The following is a 24,610-nucleotide window of genomic DNA, read 5'->3' as shown; positions in this document are numbered from 1 at the left end:
ATATAAATCAGCTATTTGCACGCACAACACAATATAAATCATTGATTTTATAACAAAAAATTGTATTCCGGGTAGATCGGTAGCGAACCCATCATTTAGATTGCTCATTTCGATGGGGTTCGCTATCGCCTCTCAGCAACGGTTTTTTGCGCTGCAACCATATAGTGGCACCCATCCTAAAACCACTATTTATTGAATAATCGTAACTACTCACCCCCCTCTAAAAAGCAGGTGTAGGTTGTTGATTTATCAGGCTTGCATAACAGGGATGTTATGCAGAACTACATGGATGTATTCACGTGTCCTGATAAATCAATGACCTACTCCGGCTAAAACACAACCGGGTGAGCAGTTACGAATAATCAAAACTTACAAAAGCATATGAGCTGTTCCACGTAACATCAGTTAGTTATACAAAAGCTGCAATGCATAAAAAACGGTTTGCAATCGAACTTGATGGCGGTTGCCGCTGAATAGTTGATGTTTTGTGCGTGTTTTATTTTTTGTGGCCAATCCAAAAAAGACCGTACCGACGGGTTTTTCTTCTGAACCGCCGCTTGGGCCGGCTATACCTGTGACCGATACGGCCATATCGGCCTGACTCTGTTCAAGACAACCTGTCGCCATTTCCAGAGCAGTCTCAAAGCTGACGGCACCAAATTGGGCCAAAGTTGTCTGCCGGACGCCTAGCATATCCATTTTGGCGGCGTTGCTGTAGGTCACAAAGCCGCGATCAAACCATTGCGAACTGCCGGCAATGTCGGTGATGGCGCTGGCAATGCCACCGCCGGTACAGGATTCGGCGGTAGCAAGCACGATACGGCGAGCCAGGCATTTTTCGCCGAGTTGCCGCGCCAGTTGTTCAATGTGTTGTCGTGTTACGGCACTCTCATTCATCAATTTTTTTGGCAAGTTTAGCCGCGTAGCCGGTATAGTCTCGTGGCGTCAATTTGAGTAATACGGCTTTGGCAGCATCGGGAATATCCAGTTTTTCGATGAATGCTTTCATGCCTTCAGCGGTAATGCGCTGGCCGCGGGTCAGCTCTTTAAGTTTTTCATACGGTTTTTCGATGCCATAACGACGCATCACGGTTTGTACCGGCTCGGCTAACACTTCCCAGTTGTCGTTTAAATCCTGTTCAATCACATCAGGATTAATCTGTAGTTTGGAAATGCCTTTCAGGGTCGATTGAATGGCGATACTCGTGTGCGCTATGCCCACACCGATATTACGCAACACCGTGGAGTCGGTTAAATCACGTTGCCAACGTGAGACCGGTAGTTTTTCGCTTAGAAAACCAAACAGGGCATTGGCCAGCCCTAAATTACCTTCTGAATTTTCAAAATCAATCGGGTTGACCTTATGCGGCATGGTGGATGAACCGACTTCACCTGCAATAGTTTTTTGTTTGAAATAGCCGAGCGAGATATACCCCCAGATGTCGCGGTCAAAATCCAGCAAGATGGTGTTGAAGCGGGACAAAGCATGAAAATATTCAGCGATATAATCATGCGGTTCGATTTGAATAGTATAGGGATTCCAATCCAGGCCCAGCGAACGAACAAAGCGCTCGGCGAACTCGGCCCAGTCAATTTCAGGGAAAGCCACAGCATGTGCATTGTAATTACCGACCGCGCCATTGATTTTGCCTAACAGTTCAACCTGTTCAAATTGGCGTTTTTGCCGCACCAAACGTGCGACGAAATTAGCAAACTCCTTGCCGGTTGTGGTCGGGCTGGCCGTTTGTCCATGCGTGCGCGACATCATCGGTTGCTCAGCAGTCTCCAGTGCAACCTGTTTGATCGCCTGAACACACTCATCCATCTGCTTTAACAAAACTGCACGCCCTTGCTTTAGCATCAAGGCATAGGACAGATTGTTAATATCCTCTGATGTGCAGGCAAAATGGATAAATTCCGCGATGTTTTCCAGCTCTTTATTTCCGGTAATTTTTTCTTTCAGAAAATATTCAACGGCCTTGACATCATGATTGGTCGTCTTTTCGATTTCCTTGACCCGCGCTGCATCCTGTTCGCTGAAATGCTGAACAATATCATTGAGTGCGGCAGTGGCATCAGCCGATAAAAACGGTACTTCGATCAACAGCGGGTGATCGGCCAGAGCTTGTAGCCAGCGGACTTCTACTTCAACGCGATAGCGTATCAGGCCAAATTCACTAAAAATGGGCCTGAAAGCATCAACTTTATTGGCATAGCGGCCGTCGATGGGTGAAATTGCAGTAAGCGAGTGGGTCATATCCTATCCTGTCTAAAAAAAATAAATATCAATTGTAACGGCATTCGATAATACCGCCCCCTAGACAAACCTCGTTCTGGTAAAAAACCACAGATTGGCCGGGCGTTATTGCTCTTTGCGGCCGGTCAAAAACCACTTTGACTCGGTCTTCGTCAATCGGTTCGACATGACAGGCTTGATCCGCCTGACGGTAACGTGTTTTGGCCGCGCATTTTATCGGTTCTGTCAAAGGTCTGTCATTACACCAGTCCAGTTTGATCGCCTCTAGCGTGGAGTGCATCATCATCGGATGTTCATGCCCTTGCCCTACGATTAAAACATTATTATCCAAATCTTTTTCCAATACATACCAAGGCTCGTCCGGCGCATTCTTAACGCCGCCAATCCCCAAGCCCTGCCGTTGTCCCAGGGTGTAATACATCAAGCCCTGATGACGTCCTATGACCTGCCCTGTATCGGTTTTTATATCACCGGGTTGGGTTGGCAGATAACGTTGTAAAAATTCTTTGAATTTACGTTCACCGATAAAACAAATACCGGTGCTGTCTTTTTTGCGTGCATTGGCAAAACCGGCTTTATCAGCCAGTCTCCGAATTTCGGTTTTATGCAAGTGGCCAATGGGAAACCAGGATTTGGACAACGCTTTCTGGCCTAGAGCGTACAAAAAATAACTTTGTTCTTTGCCAGGGTCTAAGCCCTTCAATAATTGGAATTCCCCATCGACTTCACGTACACGCGCATAATGCCCGGTTGCAATATATTCGGCATTCAGGTCTTCCAACGCATAGTCCAGAAAGGCTTTGAATTTAACGTGTTTGTTACACAAAATATCCGGATTCGGGGTTCGGCCATGTTTGAATTCCGATAAAAAGACTTCAAACACCTCATCCCAGTATTCTGCGGCGAAATTGACCGTTTTCAGCGGGATGCCCAAACGATCGCAAACCTGCTGTGCATCGGCTAGGTCTTCCATCGCCGTACAATACTCGGTGCCGTCATCTTCTTCCCAGTTTTTCATGAACAGTCCTGTCACTTGATGACCCTGTTCCAATAATTGCAAAGCTGTGACGGACGAATCGACGCCACCCGACATGCCGACAATAATATGTTTACTCATGTTAAATCGATAAATGATTTCAGCATTGATAAAGGATAACGCTCGCCATTCAGATATTCATCAATGCTTTCTAACACTAAAGGGCTACGTAAATTATTTTTTTGCGCAATCTCGTCACGACTCAGCCAGTGTGCAGCCAAAATACCATCATCCAGCGCTTGATTGGCATCATGGGAATGAACATATCCTGCAAAACAAAACCGCAAGAAAGTAGGCTCTGTACTTGAGCGCCGCCATAACTGCGTACTGATTAAATAATCTGGCTCAAAGCGCCAAGCGGTTTCTTCTTTGACTTCGCGCTTGACTGCATCGAGCAAGTCTTCATTGTTTTCCAGATGTCCTGCAGGCTGATTAAAAGCCAAGCCCCTTGAGGTTTGTTCTTCAACCAGGAGAAAACGCTGATTTTGTTCAATCACGGCAGCAACCGTGACATGAGGCTTCCAAACCACAACTGACTCCACTTTTTAGCGAACGATTTGAATTTAAAACAGTCATATTCTGTGCCTGCCGCGTATTTCAAAAAACAAGCTGGAATGACACACTAAACAACAACTATTTTACAAGAATTGTCATTTTTGTGTTTGTAAAGATTGAAATTTTCATCTGAAAGCACTATTTTAAGACTTAGGTAATAATAATCAGACGATATAAAACGATGTCCGACACGAATCCTTTACATGATAACGATAGTGGTCTGCTTGTACAGGAGGCAAAACCAGAACTAAAAAAACCACCTCTGTATAAGGTCATCCTGTTAAACGATGATTTTACGCCAATGGACTTTGTGGTTGAAATCCTGACTGATTTTTTCCACATGTCCGAAGAAAAAGCCACCCAGGTCATGTTACAAGTTCATACACAAGGTGTTGGCGTTTGTGGTACCTATAGCAAAGATGTGGCAGAAACCAAAGTCCATATCGTTAACGAATATTCGCGCGAACATCATCATCCTTTGATGTGCGCAATGGAAGAGGCTTAAATTATGTTAAGTAAAGAGTTGGAAGTCACCCTGAATACGGCTTTCACGACAGCACACCAAAAACGACACGAATTTATAACCGTTGAACATTTACTCCTGGCCTTGCTGGATAATGAAACGGTTGAACCTATTCTCAAGGCCTGCGCATGCGATATTAAAACCTTGCGTGCTGAACTCAATCAGTTTATCGATGAAACCGCCTCTTTAATTCCTGAAGGCGTCCATCGGGAAACTCAGCCCACATTGGGCTTTCAACGTGTTTTGCAACGCGCCGTATTTCATGTTCAGGCTTCTGAGAAAAAAGAAGTTACCGGCGCAAATCTATTTGTCGCCCTGTTCAGTGAACAAGATTCCCATGCTGTGTATTTATTGGGCAAACAAAACATCACCCGACTGGATGTGGTCAATTATCTGGCGCATGGTATCGCTAAAAGCGACGATAACAACGAAGACTTTGTTGACCATCATGCCGAACCAGAAACAGCGCCACAACCGATTCAGGAAACCCCATTAGAAAAATATGCCACTAACTTGAATGAAGAAGCGTTGGCTGGCAAAATCGACCCGCTAATTGGTCGTGAAGAGGAAATCGAGCGCACCATACAGATTTTATGTCGGCGCCGCAAAAATAACCCATTACTGGTGGGCGAATCGGGCGTTGGTAAAACTGCGATTGCCGAAGGCTTGGCCAAGCGCATCGTCGAGGAGGATGTTCCCGACATTTTGTTGGATAATGTCATCTATTCCTTGGACTTAGGCGCATTGGTCGCGGGTACAAAATACCGCGGCGATTTCGAAAAACGCCTTAAAGCGCTGGTTAATCAACTCAAAAAAGAACCTCATTCGATTCTGTTTATTGACGAAATTCACACCATTATCGGTGCCGGCTCAACCTCCGGTGGCGTAATGGATGCGTCAAACCTGATTAAACCAGTTCTCGCCTCCGGCCAGCTGCGCTGCATTGGTTCGACAACGTATCAGGAATACCGCGGCATTTTTGAAAAAGATCATGCCTTGGCCCGCCGCTTTCAAAAAATTGATGTACTGGAGCCCTCGGTTGAAGACACCATTAAAATTCTGCAGGGCTTAAAATCGCGTTTTGAAGAACATCATGATTTAAGCTACACCGCGGAAGCTTTAAAACAGGCTGCGGAATTATCTTCGCGCTTCATCACAGATCGTCACTTACCCGACAAAGCCATCGATATTATCGATGAGGCAGGAGCGCGGCAACGCTTGTTTAAACAGGAAAAGCGTAAAAAAGTGATCGACAGTCGTGATATTGAGGAAGTTATCGCCAAAGTTGCCCGAGTTCCCGTACAAACGGTATCGTCCAACGAAATCGATAAATTGCAGAATCTTGAGAATAATCTCAAAATGCTGGTTTTTGGCCAGGATCAAGCCATATCCGAATTGGCTAATGCGGTAAAACTATCCCGCTCAGGCTTACGCGACACCAGCAAGACCATTGGCTCGTTCCTGTTTGCAGGACCAACAGGTGTAGGTAAAACTGAAGTCACCCGCCAATTAGCCAAAGTCCTAGGCATTGAACTGATTCGCTTTGATATGTCAGAGTACATGGAGCGGCATACCGTTTCCCGCTTGATCGGCGCACCTCCAGGCTATGTCGGTTTTGATCAGGGAGGCCTTTTGACAGAGGCCGTAACCAAACATCCGCATGCCGTGTTATTGCTAGATGAGCTGGAAAAAGCGCATCCTGATGTATTTAATCTTCTGTTACAAATTATGGATCACGGCACCTTAACCGACAACAACGGTCGGAAAGCCGATTTCCGTAATATTATTCTAGTCATGACAACCAATGCCGGCGCCGAAGAAGGCAGTCGTGCATCTATCGGCTTTACCCAACAGGATCATTCGACCGATAGCATGAAGGTGATTGAAAAAAGCTTTTCACCCGAATTTCGTAATCGGCTCGATGCCATCGTTCAATTCAAGCCGTTAGATATTTCAATCGTCGGTCAGGTTGTCGACAAATTTATTTTTGAACTGGAAGCCGTATTGGCCGAAAAGAATGTCACCTTAAGCCTGGATCAAGACGCCAGATTATGGCTGGCCGAACATGGCTGCGACCCTAAAATGGGTGCAAGACCCATGAGTCGCCTGATTCAGGAAAAAATCAAAAAGCCATTAGCCAATGAACTACTGTTCGGAAAACTGGCCAAAGGCGGGCACGTCCAGGTTACCGTTAACAATGATGATTTGGCCTTTTCAATCGATAACAAAGACCTGATGCCAATAAACTAACGCAGCATCTATTTTTATTTTCGATTGATGATCACTAAAACTTATCTGACAAACAAAGGAAATATTGTAACTTTCCCCGTCAGTGCAAAAATGGTGCCGTGTCAGGCCTTTATCACCGCATGTGCTTTATGCCCAGGGCATTATTAGCGCATGCGGAAGGTAATCCTGCCTTTGGTCAAATCATAAGGCGTCATCTCAACCTTGACCTTGTCCCCCGTTAAAATACGGATATAATGCTTTCGCATTTTACCGGAAATATGTGCGGTAATTACATGTCCGTTTTCCAGTTCCACCCGGAACATCGTGTTAGGAAGCGTATCAATCACTTTCCCTTCCATTTCAATTTGGTCTTCTTTCGCCATTGCTGTACCTCGTTTAAAAATATGTGAATTCTATCATATTCACTTAGCAAGTTGAATATAGGGACATTATACTCTCCACACATGACATTTCTCTGACATTCTCCCTTTTCCCTTACCCTCGATAAACAATGAACCACTGTCAAGCTGCATCCATATACGACGAGGCGTATATTTGCGCCAGACTCTCACTATTTTGCTAAAATTTGCCCTTTTTTCATCTTACAAACATAAATCACGCACTACTCAATGAAACCATCAAAAAACCAACACACCCCGATGATGCAGCAATACCTGCGCATCAAAGCCCAACATCCGGATAATCTGGTGTTCTATCGGATGGGGGATTTCTATGAATTGTTTTTTGATGATGCCAAAAAGGCCGCGCAACTTCTTGATATTACCTTAACCCGTCGCGGCCAGTCTGCGGGTGAACCCATTCCGATGGCCGGTATTCCGTATCATGCTGCCGAAGGCTATATTGCCCGCCTGCTCAAACAGGGCGAATCGGTGGTAATGTGTGAACAAATCGGCGATCCTGCGACCAGCAAAGGCCCTGTCGAGCGTAAAGTCGTCAGGATTATCACGCCGGCGACCGTCACCGACGAGGCATTGCTAGAAGACCGCAAAGACACTCTTTTATTAGCCTTCCATCAACAACAAAACAGCTACGGCCTGGCCTGGCTGAACCTGAGCTGTGGCAAGCTTACCCTGCAAGAAGTCGAGAACGAAACCTTGTTGATGGCTGAAATTCAGCGGCTTGATCCCGCTGAAATATTGTATTCTGAAGAAATTCCGGTACCGGAATTTCTCAAAAAACGCACGGGGCTATGTCAACGTCCGCATTGGCATTTTGATACTGACTCAGCGACTGCGCTGATTCTGAAACAATTTAATGTGCATGATTTAAAAGGCTTTGGTTGTGAAAGCTTAAACATTGCCATCGGTGCAGCCGGTTGCTTGTTGCAATATATCAAAGACACTCAGCAAACCGCCCTGCCCCACATTCAAGGGATTTCTGTTGAACATCATAGCGACTGCATTCTGCTCGATGCCGCCAGCCGCCGCAATCTTGAGCTGGACAATCACCCCAGCGGCAATCTGGAATTTACCCTGCTGGGTGTACTCGATAAAACCAGTACGGCAATGGGCAGCCGTTGTCTACGCCGCTGGCTCAACCGGCCTTTACGCAATCAGGACATTTTAAATCAGCGCTTTAGTTGTGTTGAATCATTATTATCACAACAACACTACCTGGTGATTCAAGATATTCTGCGGCAAACCGGTGATATCGAACGTATTTCTGCGCGTATCGCGTTAAAAACGGCACGCCCACGCGATTTAATCAGCCTGAAAACGACATTGGCTGCACTGCCGGCATTGCAGCAGGCATTATCGAAAATCGATAATCCTCATTTAAAACAACTGGCGCAACAATTGCGCGAGCAGCCTGAATGGGTGGCCGAGCTTGAATCGGCCATCGTTGATAATCCACCGGTTCTGATTCGGGATGGCGGCGTGATTGCACCGGGCTTCCATCCAGAACTCGATGAGCTGCGCAACCTCAGTCAGAATGCCGATCAATTTTTGCTGGAAATGGAACAGCGCGAACGCGAAAGCACCGGCATTACGACCTTAAAAGTCAAATATAATCGGGTGCATGGCTACTATATCGAAATGTCAAAATTGCATTCTGACAAAGCGCCACCGCATTACACCCGCAAACAAACCCTGAAAAATGCCGAACGCTACATCACCGAAGAATTAAAAGCCTTTGAAGATAAGGTGTTGAGCGCGCGTGAGAAAGCATTGGCTTTTGAAAAAAATCTTTATGAGCAATTGTTGGAAAAATTGGCCGAATCGGTTATCGATTTTCAGCGCTGCGCCGATGCACTGTCTGAATTGGATGTCTTGAGTAATTTCGCCGAACGCGCCGAAACTTTAAACTTGTGTCAACCACAATTGACCGATAAGGCTGGCATTGAAATCGAAGCCGGACGTCATCTGGTGGTCGAGCAGGTTTCTGATATTCCCTTTGTCGCCAACGATCTCTCATTTTCCAATCAACGTAAAATGCTAATGATTACCGGCCCGAATATGGGTGGTAAATCCACCTATATGCGGCAGTCGGCCTTAATTGTATTGATGATACACAGTGGCTGCTATGCACCAGCGAAATCCGTGGTGTGCGGGCCAATTGACAAGATATTCACCCGTATCGGTGCGTCCGACGACCTGGCCAGCGGCCGTTCGACATTTATGGTGGAAATGTCGGAAACCGCCAATATTCTACAAAATGCAACCCGCAACAGTCTGGTGTTAATGGATGAAGTCGGCCGTGGCACCAGTACCTTTGATGGCTTGTCGCTAGCCTGGGCCTGTGCCGATTATCTGGTACGAAAAACCAAAGCCTTTACCTTATTCGCTACCCATTATTTTGAATTGACGTTACTGAGTGAGGAGCATTCCGCCATTCATAATGTGCATTTAGATGCTGTTGAGCATGGCGACAAAATTATTTTTTTGCATGCGGTTAAAGATGGCCCGGCTAGTCAAAGCTATGGCTTACAAGTGGCCGCATTAGCAGGTGTCCCACAGGTTGTCATTCATAAAGCGCGTGAAAAACTGCAACAGCTTGAACACCAATCCTATCTGAATCAACAGAGCGACGCCGGCTCACATCAACTGGATTTATTTTCCGGCCAGGAGTTTCACCCGGCAATCGGTCTGTTGCAAGATATCGAGCCAGATAATATAAGCCCGCGCGATGCATTGGATCTCCTGTATCAATTAAAATCACTGGCGAATGAGACCCGCTCTGAATAGTTGATAAGGCTCAGGAAAAGGTATCCCGAGTAATGCTTTGATACCAGTGACGCGCAAATTCAGACTCATGTTGTAATGATGCCGTATCGGTTTTTACCGATACCCCACCGGCGCCTTTCACCTTCTCGATCTGTTGTGCACTATTGAGTTTATACACCATGCTGACTGAAATGGCCTGACTTGGCGATAGTAGACTGAAACAGGTATTCATCCATAATGGTGCCTGCGGTAGCTCATCATTTAATAAGGCGACGACGGCCATAGCACAAGCTTTCGCTTCGGAATTAGCGGCGAAGGCAGATTTCGGAATCCCGGCATAAGTGGCGGCATCGCCAATCACATGAATACCGGGAATACGGGTTGATTCTGCGCTTAAAGGCGTCACAGGACACCAGCCACTGTCATCAGCAAGCCCGGTTAACTGTGCAATTTTTCCAGCTTTTTGGCGCGGAATAATATTTAACACATCGGCCGTGAAGCGGTCACCGAAATCAGTTTCCAGGGTATTTTTAGGCATTAAGGCAACCACCGGGTTATCTGTTATCGACTGCCATTCGATCCGGCCGTTATCTGCACCATAACCATACAATCTACGCCAGCCTTGAATAAACAGGCTCTGTTTGGAGAAGCTGCGTTTCTGATCGAGAATCAGAATCTTGGCTTTAGGCTTATAACGCTGACAATAATAGGCCATCAGACTAGCACGCTCATACGGCCCCGGTGGGCAACGAAAGGGATTCGGCGGCGCCAGCAATACAATAAGTCCATTATCCGGCATCGCTTGCAATTGTCTCCAAAGTAAGCGCGTTTGTGGCCCGGCCTGCCAGGCATGTGGGACACGCTGGGCGATTTCGGCATCATAGCCTGCAATATCATCCCACACAAAATCAATCCCTGGCGCCATAATCAGCCGATCATAGTGCAAACAGTCTCCGCGTTGCAATATCACCGTTTTCTGCGCAGCATCAACAGCGGTGACTCTGTCGATGATCATATTGACCCCATAATTTTGGCTTAATGCACGGTAGTCAAAACGCAAATCCCGAATTGATTTAATGCCGGCCAACACCCAATTACTGGTTGGACAGGTCATATAATACGCATTCGCTTCAACTAAAGTGACTTTAAGATGTGGATTAAGTAAACGCAGAGTTTTGGCCGCTGTCGCCCCGGCAAATCCACCACCAATCACAACGACATGCGCCGAATAAGGTGAGGCGAGGCGTGTAGCACCACAACCTGTCATTGACGCCAAACACGCCGCACCACTCAAATGCAAAAATCTGCGCCGGTCGATCATAAATCTATCCGCTTTGCCAATTGCTCAATCTCGCGATCACTCAAACCTTTAAGCAAACGCCCCATCACCAAAGACGGACGTTTGCCGGTTTTAAAATCACGCAAAACGATTACCCGCTCGGTTTCCGGCAAACCTTTAAATTGGGCCAAACGTGTAGTGCCCCCGCTATGGCATATCTGACAATTCATCTGTATCAAGCGACTATCCACATCCGCCATAACCGGCTTGATCATTACACTCAACACAACATAAATTAGCAGCCGTTTCATCACATCCCGCGTTGCCTTCTGACTTCATACATCATGATACCGGCTGCCACCGACACATTCAGGCTCTCAACTGTACCCTGCATCGGGATTTTCACCCGAAAATCACATTGCCTAGCCGTCAATTGCCGCATCCCTGTCCCTTCAGTGCCCATGATCAAAGCCAAAGGTAGTGTTAAATCTGCTGCAAATACCGATTGTTCTGAGTCTCCCGAGCTACCAAAAATCCAAATCTGTTGCTGCTTCAACCAACGCAGGGTGCGCGCCAGATTCACCACCTGATAGACAGGCACTGTTTCTGCTGCGCCACTGGCCACTTTGCACACCGTCGAGGTAATCCCAACCGAATTATCTTTTGGAATAATAATACCATCGGCTCCCACGGCATCAGCGGTACGCAGACAGGCGCCGAGATTGTGAGGGTCCTGCACCTGATCCAGCACCAAAAAAAAGGCTGGCGTATCCAGGCTTTGCACAGCCGATTTTAAATCGGCTTCAGTGCGTACGCCAGGTAATTGAATGTCAAGAATGATGCCTTGGTGATTTTTTCCTTCCGCCAAACCATCCAGTTTTTTGCGATCGGCTTTAACCACCGGAATCTGATATTTATTCAATGCCTCTAGCAACGGCATCAAGCGCTTATCCTGGCGTTGATGATCCACCCAGGCGCGTTTGATTTTATCGGCCGAATAATCTAAGGCTGCTTGTGCAGCATGAATACCAAAAACTTTTGCCTGACTCATTTAGCGCCTTTTCTTCCTGGAGTGTTTTTTCTTATCGACGGTTTTCGTATTTTTCTGTGATTTTTTCGCTTTTGAGGCTTTTTTAGCCAGATGTTTAGCTCTCTTTTCAGGCTTGGTTTGCGCCTTGCTACGCCGCTTTTTGGCAACGCCAACCAATTCAAAATCAATTTTCTTCTCGTCCAGGCTGACCTGTACAACCTTGACGTTTACCACATCGCCTAACCGGAAGCGAATACCGGTACGTTCACCGAGCAATTGATGATTCGGTGCATCAAAATGGAAATAATCCTGCGGTAAGCTTGAAATATGAACCAGACCTTCGACAAAAATATCTTTTAGTTCGACAAAAAAACCAAATCCGGTCACTGCGGTAATCAAGCCGGTAAACACCTCACCGACTTTATCTTGCATATATTCACATTTCAACCAACTCTCGACATCGCGGGTTGCTTCGTCCGCCCGCCGCTCATTCGCCGAGCAATGTTCACCCAATACCGCCATATCAGGAAAACCATAGAAAAAAGTCTCCGGTTTTTTGCCCTGCAAACAATGCCGGATACCTCTATGCACCAATAAATCCGGATAACGCCGAATCGGTGAGGTAAAATGTGTATAAGTATCCAGAGCCAACCCAAAATGGCCTTTATTTTCAGGGCTATACACCGCTTGCGACATGGTACGCAATAATACGGTCTGAATCAGGTGCGCATCATCCCGCCCCTTTACTGACTCAAGCAACTGCATAAAGTCCAGAGGGCTTGGTTTATCACCTCCCCCTAGATGCAACCCCAAGCCGCCTAAAAATTCGCGTAATGCCTGTATTTTTTCCTGTGTCGGCGGCTCATGAACCCGCAACAAGCGAGGAATTTTCTTCCGGTTTAAATAACGTGCTGCCGTAGTATTGGCCGTGATCATACACTCTTCAATCAGCTTATGCGCATCATTGCGTTCAACCGGCACAATTTTTTCAATTTTCCGATCCTGGCCAAAAATAATCCGTGTTTCCTGAGTGTCAAAGTCCATTGCCCCACGCCGTTCCCGCTGTGTACGCAAGACCTTATACAAAGCATAGAGCTGTTCTAAATGCGGCATTAACGCGGCATGTTTTTTCTGTAATCGCTTATTTCCCGTGACCAGCATTTTAGCGACTTCATCATAGGTCAACCGCGCATGCGATTGCATCACCGCATCATAAAACCGTGATCGAATGACGCGTCCTTCTTCATTGATCTGCATTTCACAAACCATACACAAACGGTCAACATGCGGATTTAAGGAGCATAAGCCATTAGACAGAATTTCCGGCAGCATGGGAATAACCTGCTCTGGAAAATAAACCGAGGTACTGCGTTTTTTGGCTTCCTCATCCAGTGCCGTATTGATGTTCACATAATGCGATACATCAGCAATCGCCACCAATAACTTCCAGCCTTTAGGGGTTTTCTGACAATAAACGGCATCATCAAAATCACGTGCATCTTCACCATCAATCGTCACTAAGGGTAAATGACGTATATCTGTCCGCCCCTGTTTGTCAGCTTCAGCGACCTCAGGCGACAATTTTGCTATTTCATTTTCGACCGCTTCCGGCCACACATGCGGTAATTCATAATTATGAATCGCCACATCAATTTCCATACCCGGCGCCATATGCTCGCCCAGTATTTCGACAATCTTGCCAACAGCTTGACTACGCTGGGTTGGATATTCAACAATCTCAACAACGACAATCTGGCCTTTTTTAGCACCATTTAAAGCATCAGGCGGAATCAAAACATCTTGTGTCATGCGTTTGTTTTCCGAGACAACAAACATTACCCCGTGCTCACTAAACAAACGCCCGACAATCTGCCGGGTTCCGCGCTCCAAAATATCAACCAGACCACCCTCACGGCGTCCGCGACGGTCAACCCCTTGAATTCGAGCCACGACACGATCATTATGCATTAAAGATCGCATTTCCCGAGGCGACATAAATAAATCATCAGAGCCATCATCCGGCTTTAAAAAACCGAAGCCATCTGGATGCGCAATGATACGGCCTGTAATTAAATCTCGGTTATTGACCAGGCAATATTTTTGGCGTCGATTGAACACCAGTTGTCCATCGCGCTCCATGGCTCGCAAACGCCGACGTAAGGCTTCCCGTTCCTCATCGCTTTCAAGCCCAAGTTTCTGTGCAATCTGATCCCGCCGCAAAGGCCTTCCGGCTTCTTGAATCAGCTGCAAAATCAACTCCCGACTGGGAATTGGCTTATCATACTTTTTTGCTTCCCGCTCAAAATACGGGTCTTTATAATTCTTATCAGTTCCCTGATTGTTCTTTTTATCATTCATTGATAGGTTCCAAACTCTTGTTTCTTTTAATATTCTTACACGAATTGGTTAAAATCTGTTCATCAGAAAACAATTTTATCTAAAGTCAAACATCACAAATCGTGTTAATTAATATACCTTATATAGTGATTAATACCTATTAAACAAGCCCACATTGAAAACATCAAATTTAAAAACCGTAAAAAGGCAGCAAACCAACATAAACACATATACAAATAAAAAACATTTGACAGATATATAATGTATCATTAGAATTATTGATTCACTAACTTGATCAATCAAGTCTCTTAGCCGAGGTGGTGAAATTGGTAGACACGCTAGCTTCAGGTGCTAGTGGGGGCAACCCCGTGGAGGTTCAAGTCCTCTCCTCGGCACCATGAACATTATCAAGCTTTTCGTCGACCTCCCCTCGTACAATTTCTATAGACTGTCCCGCTCCAGGAAATATATCCGCTATCGACCTGTGGCTAAACCTGATCATTCTGAGTATTTACAACTTGCATTCACGAACGAATAATGAGAAGTAACTATTGATTTTTTGACCTGTCCACCTCCTCGGATAACAAAAAAGCCCTTGCCAATCTAACTGAACAAGGGCTTACAGCAGTCAAATAAAGCGGTTATTTTTAAATGACGTTCACATTATTTGTTTTGATTGTATTGCCTTTATGATTTCCGCTCAGTACTACTTTTTTGACTTTCAGTCTGCCCGGTACACCAAGTAGACGCACCTCATCTTCAACCACTCTCTGTTCCAACTTAATGCCATATTTTACATTATTTGTAGCACTGACTTTCTTCAACCAGGCATTGATGACACCTTCGCCTAATTCAGTCAATTGAATACCATCATCACCATTATCATCAGCAATCACTTTTGCCATACGCACCAAAATATCACCCTCTCCTTCTTCATCGATTTTGATAGCTTCATCAAAATTCGTCATCGCCGTAACTTGCCTTAATACCGCATACACATCGCCTTCGCCACTTTCATCAAAATCAAGACCTTCATCCTGATTTGACTTTACTTCAATATCAAAAAACATGACTTCCACATCACCCGCACCGGCCTCATCAATATCAAACCCATCATCCAAATCTTTTGGATTAAAAAACCCATTTTCATTCAATGTGCCATGCCTCATATTAACCACAACATCGCCCGGCCCCGCTTCGTCCAGCTCAATTCCATCACCACCATTCATATCAATGTGTGTATCGGTGATTTCAGCATAAATTCCACCCAAGCCACGCTCATCAACCCGAACACCATCAAAATCAATCGCACCAGTACCATTTTGAGTGAATGATGAATGTGAAATTTTTAAATTTACGCCAATATCAGAACCCACCAGACCGTTATCAAACGCATCGGCATTGTCATCGACATGCAAACCATATAAAGCCGAATTCGAAATATTGACCCGATCTAGCGTTACTTCAATATCCGTACCGTGTGCATCTAATGGAATATTAATAACTATGCCGCGTGTTGCACTGTTTACTACAGAAAGTGCATGAATGGTAATATTTGAGGCCGTATTAAAAATCAGGCTTGCATCATCAGTAATCGCAACCAAATCCTCACCGAACTCAAAGGAACCTGCATTATGCCCATCGATGACAGCATTATTTCCGAAAACTTCCAATTCTTGTGTCCCAGAATAAATAACCGGTGCATTCAATTCGATATACACGTTATTCTTGAAAATGATCTTTTTGATTCGGTCATCATGATTAGCGCTATCAATCGCGGCACGCAATGACATTTCACTGTCCACCTCGACCACTGGGCTATTTTTCGCGACGGCACCCGTAGTCGCCATGACGGTTACCAATACAGCATTAATAAATAATTGCTTCATCAACCTTTGACCTGATTCTCTAGCAAAGGTCGATTATAAGCACCAAATATGACAGAATGATTACATCCAGAAAATCTATACTTATTACACTATGCTTTCAACAAGGCCCATGTTTTCTGCCCTACAATTCCATCTACTGTCACGTTATGATTTTTTTGAAATAACATTACAGCAAGTTCTGTCGCCGCTCCGAAATCACCATCAATAGCAATGCTATAGCCTTTGCCCACTAAAAACTCTTGTAACTCTCTGACGGATTCACCAAAAGATCCACGTCGTAATACAATCGAGTTTCCGCCTTCATTGATGGCTACTCTTATGCCTTCAATAGTGGCCAGCGCCCTTTTTGCTTTTTGCAGATACTGTCGCCTATCATCCAAACCATTGAGGCCGCCATTAACGAGTTTTGTTACCTTAATTAAGTTATCCCGATCGGCCGCGTCATTTATATTTCGACTTTTCCAGTATTCACAGGCAATCTTTAAAGAAATAACCGGCTGCCCAGCGAGCTGTGGCTTATCTTCTAAAGGCAAATTGAGCATCTGTCCTATTTTCCTGTAATTGGATCGACCTGTCAGTTGAATCAATCCTCGCCCTTTATAGCGTCTACCATCTCCAGGGTGAATATTTCCAAGATCTTCTCGCCCCTCGTACGCAGCGCCCGTGGCAAACTCTTCTGTCGTACAAAACCCAGCACTTTCATGGGTTATCTGCGCCATAAAGTGAGCAATACGTAATCGGGTATTTATTTCGTAGCTGCTAAGGGTAGACGAAAAAACGCCCGATATCTCAGCCACAATTCGCCACTGAGATTCACCTCTACTCCCCGACAAACGTGGTGCGACAGATAAAATAAAATCACCATCTACAGGTATCATGGACTCCACCCTCTTTGCTTAGATTGAACCGGCTATTTAAATTCATCACAACAAAAACTCTTTTACCGATTTAGCCATTACACTAGAATAAGACTCTCTAACGCAAAGCTTAATTCGCAAATTAGTCCTTTTATGTATCCCTGTCAATTTAAAGGCACTATAAAACAGACTTGCAACAATTTAAGACCCCACTCCAAAAAAGATAAAAACTATTCCTGTTTTTTACAATGTGCACACAAACCATGCAACTCTAATTGTTGACTCAACAAAGAAAAACCCGTGTTTTCAATACTGGCTTTAAGCTCATCTAAAAGTTGTTTACATAAACCGACCTCTTCAACTTTATGACATTGATCACAAATCAAAAACTGGGGAATTTGATGCTGATGTTCACAAATAATATGGGAGCAGGCTAAATATTGATTAGTCGTTTCCAGTTTATGTACCAACCCGGCCGCTAATAAAAAATCCAGCATACGATAAACAGACATGGCCGAAAGCGATTCGGCCATCGTTATTTTATAGCGCTCGACAATATCATAGGCCGATAAAGGCTCTTGTTCTTGCAATAAAATCTGCAACACATTACGGCGTTTTTTTGTCAGCCGCAAACCCGATTGCAGACAGTCGTGCTCGACTTTTTTCAATATACGCTCAATCTTGTTGATAGTCGTCATACTTTAAAACGTCACCCTGACACCCATAGCCACACCTCTACCCGGCTCAGGAGCAAATTGCCGTAAATAGGAAACAGAGTGGCGAATATCTTGGTCTAATAGATTATTTGCATTTACGAATAATTTTATTTCAGCATCATCGCCTGCATTCAGTTGATACTGCGCCGCAAGATTTAACAACCAGTAACCCGCCGTTTCCGCTTCGTTTAACCCAGGATGATTCTGCTTTTCCGCACGCGTTATGCGCATATCCGCCATCCAGTCCAGACTGCGCCAGGATAAAGCCATGCCATAACGCAATGGCGGCATACGAGGCACATCACCCCCACCACTAAACCGACCTCGCACATAATCAGCAAACCCTTGCGTATTCAGTGAACCGTTTTTAAAATCAGCCAAGCGTAAATTAATCTGCGCTTCAAAGCCCTGAAATTCGGCATCACGTTGCTGCGTATTGAAAACCGGCAAACAATTCAATGTACAACTCGTTATAAATATCTCGTTATTTAAATCAAAAAACTGCCCACTACTGATTTGAGTGATGTAATCCTGCACCCAATTCTGGTATAAATTGATATCAGCTTGCACCTTTTCGTGATCGATATGTAATCCTAATTCAAGATTATGCGAGGTTTCTTCAATCAAATTGGCATTACCTCGGTCATAGCTCTGTGTCGCTAAATGCGGACCATCGGAAAATAATTCCTGAACACCAGGCGCTCGTTGCGACCGCGTAAATGTCAGCGTCACACTATCTTCTTCAGAAACATTCCAAATAGCCGCGGCCGAAAAGCTAACTGGGGTATGCGATTTTTCGGGCAAATTCTCTGGGCTTATCCATTGTTGTTCTACCCGCAGACCCAGCTCATAGGTCATATATTCAGTGTGAATATCCTGCATGGTAAACCATGAAAAACCATTGATATCTGAGGCTGGCACTATCGCTTCTGCGCCAATGGCTGAAAAGCGACTATTTCGGGTTTGCACACCCACCACGCCGTGATCAAAAATAGCCCAAGGTTTTTGCACCAGCTCCAGACGACTGCTAAAACCCTCTTGCTTATAAACATTGCTGGCTGCCCCGCCTTCCAACTCCGTATGCTGGTAATCGTTATAACCCAACTGGATACGTAATTTTTCAGCAAAGGCGAATGGTGAATTTACTGCCGACTTCATCTCATAGCGGGTTTGCTGCATGGCAATACGCACCGACGCGGCCTCCTCTGCCGGCGGAATACCATAATTATTGTTCAAATGATTCACCGAAACTCCAACAAAGCCATTATCTCCAACCCAGGAAAAACCCGCCGTGCCGCTACGGGCCCGAGTATTAGAATTTTGCAGGCGGCCTTGACTGCTGTTTGCCTGCCCATTGATGGCATAACCCGGTATTCGCAAATTGATACTATCCCTGTAAAAACCGTCTAAATGCCAAGCCAGCTGATTCGCGCGCCCTTCCAGCTTGAATGCGGTCGACTTGCCTTCATTGACGGTATTGTAACGTTGCTCAATCGCACCTTGCAGCGCTTTTTCAGGCAACATATCGGGGATGCGATTATCCAATACATTGACAACTCCACCAATCGCTCCACTGCTATACAATAATGTAGCCGGCCCTTTTAGAACCTCAATCTTTTCCGCCCACAGCGATTCCGTACTATTAGCATGATCCGGACTTAAGGATGACACATCCAGACTGCTCAGACTATTTTGCAAAACCTGCACCCTGGCACCGGATTGCCCCCGAATCACCGGCTGCCCCACACCGGGACCGAATGACTGGCTACTAATACCCGGCTCGTTTTGCAGTGTTTCACCCAGGGTTGAACTGGCTTTCATACGCAATTCATCGCCACTCAGCATCGATACTGGCAAGGCTGTTTCAGCAGCTTGTGGCGGCGTGGCATGAATCACCAACGCATCCAATGTTTGAACATGCTCTGGCTCTGCATAGACAGATGTAGAAATGAATAACAGCAACAACAGCCCTTGAGAAATATGTTTTCTATCCCCCTGATAATTCATTTTTAGAAGCCTTATGATTTTTATGATATGTTACATCATAACATTATAGCGTCAAAATACTCATCCCCATTCTAAAAAAATAACGTAACTGCTCACCCGGTTGTGTTTTAGCCGGAGTAGGTCATTGATTTATCAGGACACGTGAATACATCCATGTAGTTCTGCATAACATCCCTGTTATGCAAGCCTGATAAATCAACAACCTACACCTGCTTTTTAGAGAGGGTGAGTAGATACAAAATAACTATGCTTCGCTGTCCGTATGCAACCGAATCAGTAATTTGGCTTCTTCCTGACTGATGCCGCAGTCTTTTACTAATTGCTCAGGCGTTGCACCTTGGTGAATACGGGCGATGACATCTTGATAAGGCGATACACCGTAATTATCATGCTCTAACTGCTCCAAGTCTGTTAGTTTTGCCTGTATTTCAGATAGAAAATGCGCATTATGCTGCAAATTGGCATCCACTTTAACCGCAGCGGAACAAAGCCCGGCAATATCTTTGCTGTTTCGGGCGACCTGGTTTTCCAACTCAGAGACATCCCGCCCCAACCGCCGACAAATAATCACCAGTCTGATTACCGCAAAGCACAGGATTAAATTAATGCCGCTTAAGGCAATCAAGAACACAGTTGTCATCAGACTCTTTCATCGATATGGGGCAAAGCCGTGTCTTTATCGACCGATTCTTCATCCTGTTTTTCAGGTTTAACCGGCCGTTTTTTAGCGCCTTCCTCCCGCTTTATTTTTTTTGGCTGTTTTACAGGAGCAATCGGGGTAACCGGTGGGATGTCAATCATGAGAATCAGATCATATCCAATTCAGCTTTTTCATCTTCACTCAATAATTTGTTTAAATCAACCAGAATCAGTAATTCATTATCACGACTGGTCACACCCTGAATATATTTTGAGCTCTCTTCATTACCTACATTCGGTGCAGTTTCAATCTCGGAAGCCTTTAATTCCACCACTTCGGCAACACTATCAACCAAAATCCCGATAATATGCTTTTCTGTTTCAATGATCACCACTCTTGAAGCGTCATCGGTTTCTTTCGAAGGCAAACCAAAACGATTGCGTGTGTCAATCACCGTAACCACATTGCCGCGCAAATTAATAATGCCAAGCACATAGTTCGGCGCACCCGGTACCGGTGCTATTTCACTGTATCTGAGCACCTCTTGAACCTGCATCACATTGATGCCATATTTTTCATCGCCCAAATAAAAAGTAACCCATTGCATTAGGGGATCATTTTGATTTGTATCTTCACTCATTGCTCACTCTTCCTAGATAAAGCGGATTAAAATTTTATGCTTTTAGTGTAGGGGCTGTTGCCATTTCACATAGGTAACCATAAAAAGGCGCAAGCCAGAGCGATAGAGCCTTCAAAATTTCGTTTGAGTTTGTCATATCGCGTGGCGATCGCTCTGAAATGCTTAAGTCTTGCAAACACATTTTCAACGAGATGGCGATATTTGTAGAGACACCAATCCATTTCATCATTTCCCCGAGTTGAATTCTTTTTTCTTGGGATAACAGGAACAGCCCCTTTGTCTTTAATTTGAAGACGTAATGCTTCACTGTCATAGCCTCTGTCAGCAACTATATAGTCACCTTTTGGGAGCTCTGCAACTAATTTCGGTGCTTCTTTACAGTCATGAACTTCGCCGCCTGTCACTGAGAAATGAATAGGAAGACCACAGGCATCAACGGCCATATGAATTTTACTGGTGTTCCCGGCGACAGATTTCCCTATCGCTGTTTCTTGTTCACAGGCCGCACCACTATTATGCTGATGTGCTTTCACAATACTCCCATCAATAAATTCCCATTCCAGGTCTGGATCAACAACCAGGGCGTTAAAAATACCCATCAGTTTTTCTTTACGAGACCAGTCATTGAATCGTTTATATACCGCATTCCAATTACCAAAAGCCGTGGGTAAATCTCTCCAGGGACAACCTACTCGCAAGCGATAAAAAATACCTTCGACTGTTTTTCGAAGACAAGGTTTGTCATAAATTCCCATTTTCAACATAATTATCTTCAGTTTCTCCCAAAGTTCATCCGTAAGCAGTTGTCGCGGCATAGTTTGCTTGTTTTTGAGTCAAAATAAACAATCTATGTGGCGGAGTTATTGAATTTCAAGGGGGATTTTCAAAACGGCAACAGCCCCTAGTCGAATATTGATATTTTACCCAGCACCTTACTTCAGAATCTTGCTCCGAACAGGGTAAGGTTTAAGGTGTTGGATAAAAATTTCCTTAAGAAAGCCTTGTCCTTCAGGACGAGGTGCTGGGTTTACCGAAACGACCTTACACCTCATTTTTTCGATGCGGCACCAGCTTTTGAATATCAATCACGGCAACTAATTCATCAATCACAGTACCAACCAGCCAGGGTCGTTTTTCCCGATAAGTTCGCCAGCGGACTTTTTCCGGCGTCAATTTGCCAATAGACAAGACACCATCACACGCCAACCCCCATCGACCATCGGCCGTAATCAGAATACTTTTATACGGGTTATCCTGCATATTCCGCTGCATGCCGCGGCTTTTTCCCAAAATCAACTGGCCACTATCCAACACGCCAACACGACTATCCAATTCATCCATCAAACCCATAAACCAACTGGGTTGCTCTGGAATCTTGATCACTTTCCGGTCGAAGGTAATTGTTCTCAATAACTCAGTCAATGGCACCGCCAGGATCATTTTATCGATTTTAAAGAATAATGCCTGAAATTCCTGTTGTGACCATTCAGGCATCACCGAAAGCGGCATTATTTTGCCTTCTGTCTTAGTCGCCGCTTGCCTGGTTTGCGCTACAACCACCTCCTTAGCGACAACCGGTACAGGTTTTTGAACATGCTTGATTCTAGGTTTAGGGTGTGCTTTGACTTCGATCTTAGGTTCAGGCGCGGCCTGACCGCTTAGCAAATCGCCAAGCATATTTTTAAAATACAGGTCGAGCGCCTGCTCATGCTGAGCAATCTGCTTTGTTGCCGCTTTTTGTTTAGGTTTCATGTATTGCATCCAATGCGTCAATAATCATATTGATTGCCAGTCCGCGTTCATGCCATTTTTCTGTCATGGTCGATGTCATCTTGCAACAAAGTCTCCAACAATTCCGCATAGGCATCCGCCGCTTTGGAATTTTTTACAAATAATGAAACGGGAACACCAGCCTGGCTGGCATCTCTAATTTTAGTATCTACGGGAATATAGCCTACCCAAACCTTATCAGGATAAGCACTTTTTAATGCCACCAAACTTTCTCGTGCTGCCCGGGTTCGCTTGTCAAACATCGTCGGAATAATAGTACACGCCGGTTTCACTTTACGCGAATGGAATACCATATCAAAGGTATGCAACATGCGCTCCAAACCTTTTAAAGCCAAAAATTCAGCCAAGGTAGGAATCAAAAGATGCTGGCATGCCGCTAATGCATTACTCATCAACACACCCAACATAGGCGGACTGTCGATGATGACATAATCATATTGACTGGAGACTTTTTTTAAGGCGTTAGAGACAACCAGCCCCATGCCCCCCATTGATGCAACCTGTCGATCAAGCGTGGCAATGGCTGTCGATGCTGGCAGAATTGAAATATTTTCAAATTTTGTTTTTCGAATATAGGCTTCCGTTTTGATGGCTTTCTTCTGACTGGCATCATGAAACAAGTTATACACACTGGCCTTGATACCATCAGGATCCAATCCGAAGTAACTGCTTAATGAACCATGCGGATCCAGGTCAACCAATAACACGCGAAAACCCCAGGATGATAATAATCCGGCCAATGAAACGACGGTCGTTGTTTTACCCACGCCACCTTTTTGATTGGAGACTGCCCAAATTTTCATACGGTTACCTTGCACTCATGCGTTACTGTCTGTCCAAAACCCTACGCCTGTTTTTTGACACTACCTTTTATAATTCAATAATCGTGCCCGTTCTTCATCGCTTGCCCCATAACGCGCAAATGCCTGAGACATCACCACCAACAAAACCCGCCTGTTTTTAAACCGACCTTCTTCAGTACTGTTATCGGCCACAGGATGAAATTCTCCATAACCGACCACCGCTAATCTTTTCGGATTGATATGATCTTTTATCAATTCCCTGACGACACTGGTCGCCCGTGCCGCCGACAAGTCCCAATTAGATGGAAATTCGACAGTATCGATAGGAATATTATCAGTATGACCTTCAACATTGATCATATTCGGCATCCGCCCTAACACTTCCGCAATTTTTCTAAGAACAGGAGAGGCCTTTTTTGACAACTCAGCTTCGCCACTTAAAAACAGTAAGTCGCTTTTCATTTCCAGTTCCAACCAGAAATCATTGCGCTTTACCGATACCAGGTCATCTTTAATATAAGGCTCTAAAACCGCATGTAAGTTTTCTGAAGCCTTGGCCAAAATACGTCGTTCATGTAAAATTTCATCGCTGAGCCGTTGCCGCTTACGCTTTTCTTCATCCGTTGGATCATCCAGCTTTATCGGCTGTATCACGGTGACTGAATCCTCGGCTGGAATTGGCTGTTCAGCGGTGATTGGTTTTTGCTTTTTGGATGTAAATGCATCTTCTAAAGCCTCGACCAAAGAATCGTATTTGGTATTATTAAGTTGAGCAATCGAATACATCACCACAAAAAAAGCGAACAACAATGTAGGGGCTGTTGCCGTTTTGAAAA

General features: G+C 45.0%; 23 protein-coding genes and 1 tRNA gene. 4 read left to right on the top strand and 20 right to left on the bottom strand.

The features are described from left to right. Positions 1-405: 405 nt before the first annotated feature. The 4 genes from pncC to JEU20_RS07720 are packed head-to-tail and all read right to left on the bottom strand — an operon-like array spanning position 406 to position 3,823. Positions 406-897, bottom strand: coding sequence for a nicotinamide-nucleotide amidase (pncC, locus tag JEU20_RS07735; RefSeq protein ID WP_198245950.1), 492 nt, complete (start codon positions 895-897; stop codon positions 406-408). Next, positions 890-2,257, bottom strand: a complete 1,368-nt coding sequence (purB, locus tag JEU20_RS07730; RefSeq protein ID WP_198244727.1) for an adenylosuccinate lyase — start codon at positions 2,255-2,257, stop codon at positions 890-892. Before purB ends, pncC begins: the two co-directional genes overlap by 8 nt. Before the next feature lie 28 nt (positions 2,258-2,285). Further along, entirely contained in the window at positions 2,286-3,374 is a 1,089-nt protein-coding gene (mnmA, locus tag JEU20_RS07725) for a tRNA 2-thiouridine(34) synthase MnmA (protein ID WP_198244725.1), read from the bottom strand. Then, complete coding sequence (locus JEU20_RS07720; RefSeq protein WP_198244723.1) at positions 3,371-3,823, bottom strand: NUDIX hydrolase; 453 nt, start codon at positions 3,821-3,823, stop codon at positions 3,371-3,373. Before JEU20_RS07720 ends, mnmA begins: the two co-directional genes overlap by 4 nt. Before the next feature lie 206 nt (positions 3,824-4,029). Here JEU20_RS07720 and clpS point away from each other — a divergent pair, with 206 nt between their 5' ends. Both clpS and clpA read left to right on the top strand, forming a co-directional pair. Beyond that, a complete protein-coding gene (clpS, locus tag JEU20_RS07715; protein WP_198244721.1) occupies positions 4,030-4,353 on the top strand; it encodes an ATP-dependent Clp protease adapter ClpS in 324 nt (107 codons plus the stop codon). Between the two features lie 3 nt (positions 4,354-4,356). Then, positions 4,357-6,621 (top strand): ATP-dependent Clp protease ATP-binding subunit ClpA, encoded by a 2,265-nt coding sequence (clpA, locus tag JEU20_RS07710; protein ID WP_198244719.1) that lies wholly within the window; start codon positions 4,357-4,359, stop codon positions 6,619-6,621. A 143-nt stretch (positions 6,622-6,764) separates the two neighbouring features. Here clpA and infA read toward each other — a convergent pair whose 3' ends face one another. After that, the gene (gene infA, locus JEU20_RS07705) at positions 6,765-6,983 is read right to left on the bottom strand and encodes a translation initiation factor IF-1 (RefSeq protein WP_198244717.1); all 219 of its coding nucleotides are present in this window, start codon (positions 6,981-6,983) and stop codon (positions 6,765-6,767) included. A 246-nt stretch (positions 6,984-7,229) separates the two neighbouring features. On the opposite strand from infA, the gene mutS reads away from it, so the two are divergent. Beyond that, the gene (mutS, locus tag JEU20_RS07700; protein WP_245395150.1) at positions 7,230-9,806 is read left to right on the top strand and encodes a DNA mismatch repair protein MutS; all 2,577 of its coding nucleotides are present in this window, start codon (positions 7,230-7,232) and stop codon (positions 9,804-9,806) included. Positions 9,807-9,816: 10 nt separating this feature from the next. Here the strand turns inward: mutS and JEU20_RS07695 are convergent, their stop codons facing one another. The 4 genes from JEU20_RS07695 to rnr are packed head-to-tail and all read right to left on the bottom strand — an operon-like array spanning position 9,817 to position 14,452. Further along, complete coding sequence (locus JEU20_RS07695) at positions 9,817-11,106, bottom strand: NAD(P)/FAD-dependent oxidoreductase (RefSeq protein ID WP_198244715.1); 1,290 nt, start codon at positions 11,104-11,106, stop codon at positions 9,817-9,819. Further along, on the bottom strand, positions 11,103-11,375 hold the full coding sequence (locus JEU20_RS07690) for a c-type cytochrome (RefSeq protein ID WP_198244712.1): 273 nt from the start codon (positions 11,373-11,375) through the stop codon (positions 11,103-11,105). Before JEU20_RS07690 ends, JEU20_RS07695 begins: the two co-directional genes overlap by 4 nt. After that, complete coding sequence (gene rlmB / locus JEU20_RS07685) at positions 11,375-12,115, bottom strand: 23S rRNA (guanosine(2251)-2'-O)-methyltransferase RlmB (RefSeq protein WP_198244710.1); 741 nt, start codon at positions 12,113-12,115, stop codon at positions 11,375-11,377. The genes JEU20_RS07690 and rlmB overlap by 1 nt, the downstream gene beginning before the upstream one ends. Further along, positions 12,116-14,452, bottom strand: a complete 2,337-nt coding sequence (gene rnr, locus JEU20_RS07680) for a ribonuclease R (RefSeq protein WP_198244708.1) — start codon at positions 14,450-14,452, stop codon at positions 12,116-12,118. A 290-nt stretch (positions 14,453-14,742) separates the two neighbouring features. On the opposite strand from rnr, the gene JEU20_RS07675 reads away from it, so the two are divergent. Further along, positions 14,743-14,829: transfer RNA gene (locus tag JEU20_RS07675), tRNA-Leu, on the top strand. 249 nt (positions 14,830-15,078) lie between these two features. Here the strand turns inward: JEU20_RS07675 and JEU20_RS07670 are convergent. From JEU20_RS07670 to JEU20_RS07620, 11 genes are all read right to left on the bottom strand, one after another. After that, positions 15,079-16,320 (bottom strand): hypothetical protein, encoded by a 1,242-nt coding sequence (locus JEU20_RS07670; protein ID WP_198244706.1) that lies wholly within the window; start codon positions 16,318-16,320, stop codon positions 15,079-15,081. A gap of 89 nt (positions 16,321-16,409) precedes the next feature. After that, a complete protein-coding gene (locus JEU20_RS07665) occupies positions 16,410-17,198 on the bottom strand; it encodes a peptidoglycan-binding protein (protein WP_198244704.1) in 789 nt (262 codons plus the stop codon). 209 nt (positions 17,199-17,407) lie between these two features. Then, positions 17,408-17,875, bottom strand: a complete 468-nt coding sequence (locus JEU20_RS07660) for a Fur family transcriptional regulator (protein WP_198244702.1) — start codon at positions 17,873-17,875, stop codon at positions 17,408-17,410. A 3-nt stretch (positions 17,876-17,878) separates the two neighbouring features. Further along, positions 17,879-19,900, bottom strand: coding sequence for a TonB-dependent receptor (locus tag JEU20_RS07655; RefSeq protein WP_198244701.1), 2,022 nt, complete (start codon positions 19,898-19,900; stop codon positions 17,879-17,881). Between the two features lie 244 nt (positions 19,901-20,144). Beyond that, complete coding sequence (locus tag JEU20_RS07650; RefSeq protein ID WP_198244699.1) at positions 20,145-20,540, bottom strand: DUF2802 domain-containing protein; 396 nt, start codon at positions 20,538-20,540, stop codon at positions 20,145-20,147. Then, positions 20,540-20,701: a hypothetical protein gene (locus JEU20_RS07645; protein ID WP_198244697.1), complete on the bottom strand. Its 162-nt coding sequence runs from the start codon at positions 20,699-20,701 to the stop codon at positions 20,540-20,542. The genes JEU20_RS07650 and JEU20_RS07645 overlap by 1 nt, the downstream gene beginning before the upstream one ends. Positions 20,702-20,706: 5 nt before the next feature. Beyond that, positions 20,707-21,180, bottom strand: coding sequence for a chemotaxis protein CheW (locus JEU20_RS07640; protein WP_198244695.1), 474 nt, complete (start codon positions 21,178-21,180; stop codon positions 20,707-20,709). Between the two features lie 65 nt (positions 21,181-21,245). Further along, positions 21,246-21,995: an IS5 family transposase gene (locus JEU20_RS07635; RefSeq protein ID WP_198242867.1), complete on the bottom strand. Its 750-nt coding sequence runs from the start codon at positions 21,993-21,995 to the stop codon at positions 21,246-21,248. Positions 21,996-22,221: 226 nt separating this feature from the next. Continuing rightward, the gene (locus JEU20_RS07630) at positions 22,222-22,932 is read right to left on the bottom strand and encodes a chemotaxis protein CheW (RefSeq protein WP_245395149.1); all 711 of its coding nucleotides are present in this window, start codon (positions 22,930-22,932) and stop codon (positions 22,222-22,224) included. A 47-nt stretch (positions 22,933-22,979) separates the two neighbouring features. After that, the gene (locus tag JEU20_RS07625) at positions 22,980-23,774 is read right to left on the bottom strand and encodes a ParA family protein (protein ID WP_198244691.1); all 795 of its coding nucleotides are present in this window, start codon (positions 23,772-23,774) and stop codon (positions 22,980-22,982) included. A gap of 60 nt (positions 23,775-23,834) precedes the next feature. Further along, positions 23,835-24,581, bottom strand: coding sequence for an OmpA family protein (locus JEU20_RS07620; protein ID WP_245395148.1), 747 nt, complete (start codon positions 24,579-24,581; stop codon positions 23,835-23,837). Between the last annotated feature and the right edge of the window lie 29 nt (positions 24,582-24,610).

This window comes from methane-oxidizing endosymbiont of Gigantopelta aegis (genome assembly GCF_016097405.1).
GTDB lineage: Bacteria > Pseudomonadota > Gammaproteobacteria > Methylococcales > Methylomonadaceae > Methylomarinum.
This window is presented reverse-complemented; position numbering and strand designations above follow the sequence as displayed.

Bases quoted from the DNA above. Each gene is read 5' to 3' on its own strand.
- pncC (WP_198245950.1), bottom strand. From the start codon at position 897: ATGAATGAGAGTGCCGTAACACGACAACACATTGAACAACTGGCGCGG.
- purB (WP_198244727.1), bottom strand. From the start codon at position 2,257: ATGACCCACTCGCTTACTGCAATTTCACCCATCGACGGCCGCTATGCC.
- mnmA (WP_198244725.1), bottom strand. From the start codon at position 3,374: ATGAGTAAACATATTATTGTCGGCATGTCGGGTGGCGTCGATTCGTCC.
- clpS (WP_198244721.1), top strand. From the start codon at position 4,030: ATGTCCGACACGAATCCTTTACATGATAACGATAGTGGTCTGCTTGTA.
- clpA (WP_198244719.1), top strand. From the start codon at position 4,357: ATGTTAAGTAAAGAGTTGGAAGTCACCCTGAATACGGCTTTCACGACA.
- infA (WP_198244717.1), bottom strand. From the start codon at position 6,983: ATGGCGAAAGAAGACCAAATTGAAATGGAAGGGAAAGTGATTGATACG.
- mutS (WP_245395150.1), top strand. From the start codon at position 7,230: ATGAAACCATCAAAAAACCAACACACCCCGATGATGCAGCAATACCTG.
- JEU20_RS07695 (WP_198244715.1), bottom strand. From the start codon at position 11,106: ATGATCGACCGGCGCAGATTTTTGCATTTGAGTGGTGCGGCGTGTTTG.
- JEU20_RS07690 (WP_198244712.1), bottom strand. From the start codon at position 11,375: ATGAAACGGCTGCTAATTTATGTTGTGTTGAGTGTAATGATCAAGCCG.
- rlmB (WP_198244710.1), bottom strand. From the start codon at position 12,115: ATGAGTCAGGCAAAAGTTTTTGGTATTCATGCTGCACAAGCAGCCTTA.
- rnr (WP_198244708.1), bottom strand. From the start codon at position 14,452: ATGAATGATAAAAAGAACAATCAGGGAACTGATAAGAATTATAAAGAC.
- JEU20_RS07670 (WP_198244706.1), bottom strand. From the start codon at position 16,320: ATGAAGCAATTATTTATTAATGCTGTATTGGTAACCGTCATGGCGACT.
- JEU20_RS07665 (WP_198244704.1), bottom strand. From the start codon at position 17,198: ATGATACCTGTAGATGGTGATTTTATTTTATCTGTCGCACCACGTTTG.
- JEU20_RS07660 (WP_198244702.1), bottom strand. From the start codon at position 17,875: ATGACGACTATCAACAAGATTGAGCGTATATTGAAAAAAGTCGAGCAC.
- JEU20_RS07655 (WP_198244701.1), bottom strand. From the start codon at position 19,900: ATGAATTATCAGGGGGATAGAAAACATATTTCTCAAGGGCTGTTGTTG.
- JEU20_RS07650 (WP_198244699.1), bottom strand. From the start codon at position 20,540: ATGACAACTGTGTTCTTGATTGCCTTAAGCGGCATTAATTTAATCCTG.
- JEU20_RS07645 (WP_198244697.1), bottom strand. From the start codon at position 20,701: ATGATTGACATCCCACCGGTTACCCCGATTGCTCCTGTAAAACAGCCA.
- JEU20_RS07640 (WP_198244695.1), bottom strand. From the start codon at position 21,180: ATGAGTGAAGATACAAATCAAAATGATCCCCTAATGCAATGGGTTACT.
- JEU20_RS07635 (WP_198242867.1), bottom strand. From the start codon at position 21,995: ATGCCGCGACAACTGCTTACGGATGAACTTTGGGAGAAACTGAAGATA.
- JEU20_RS07630 (WP_245395149.1), bottom strand. From the start codon at position 22,932: ATGAAACCTAAACAAAAAGCGGCAACAAAGCAGATTGCTCAGCATGAG.
- JEU20_RS07625 (WP_198244691.1), bottom strand. From the start codon at position 23,774: ATGAAAATTTGGGCAGTCTCCAATCAAAAAGGTGGCGTGGGTAAAACA.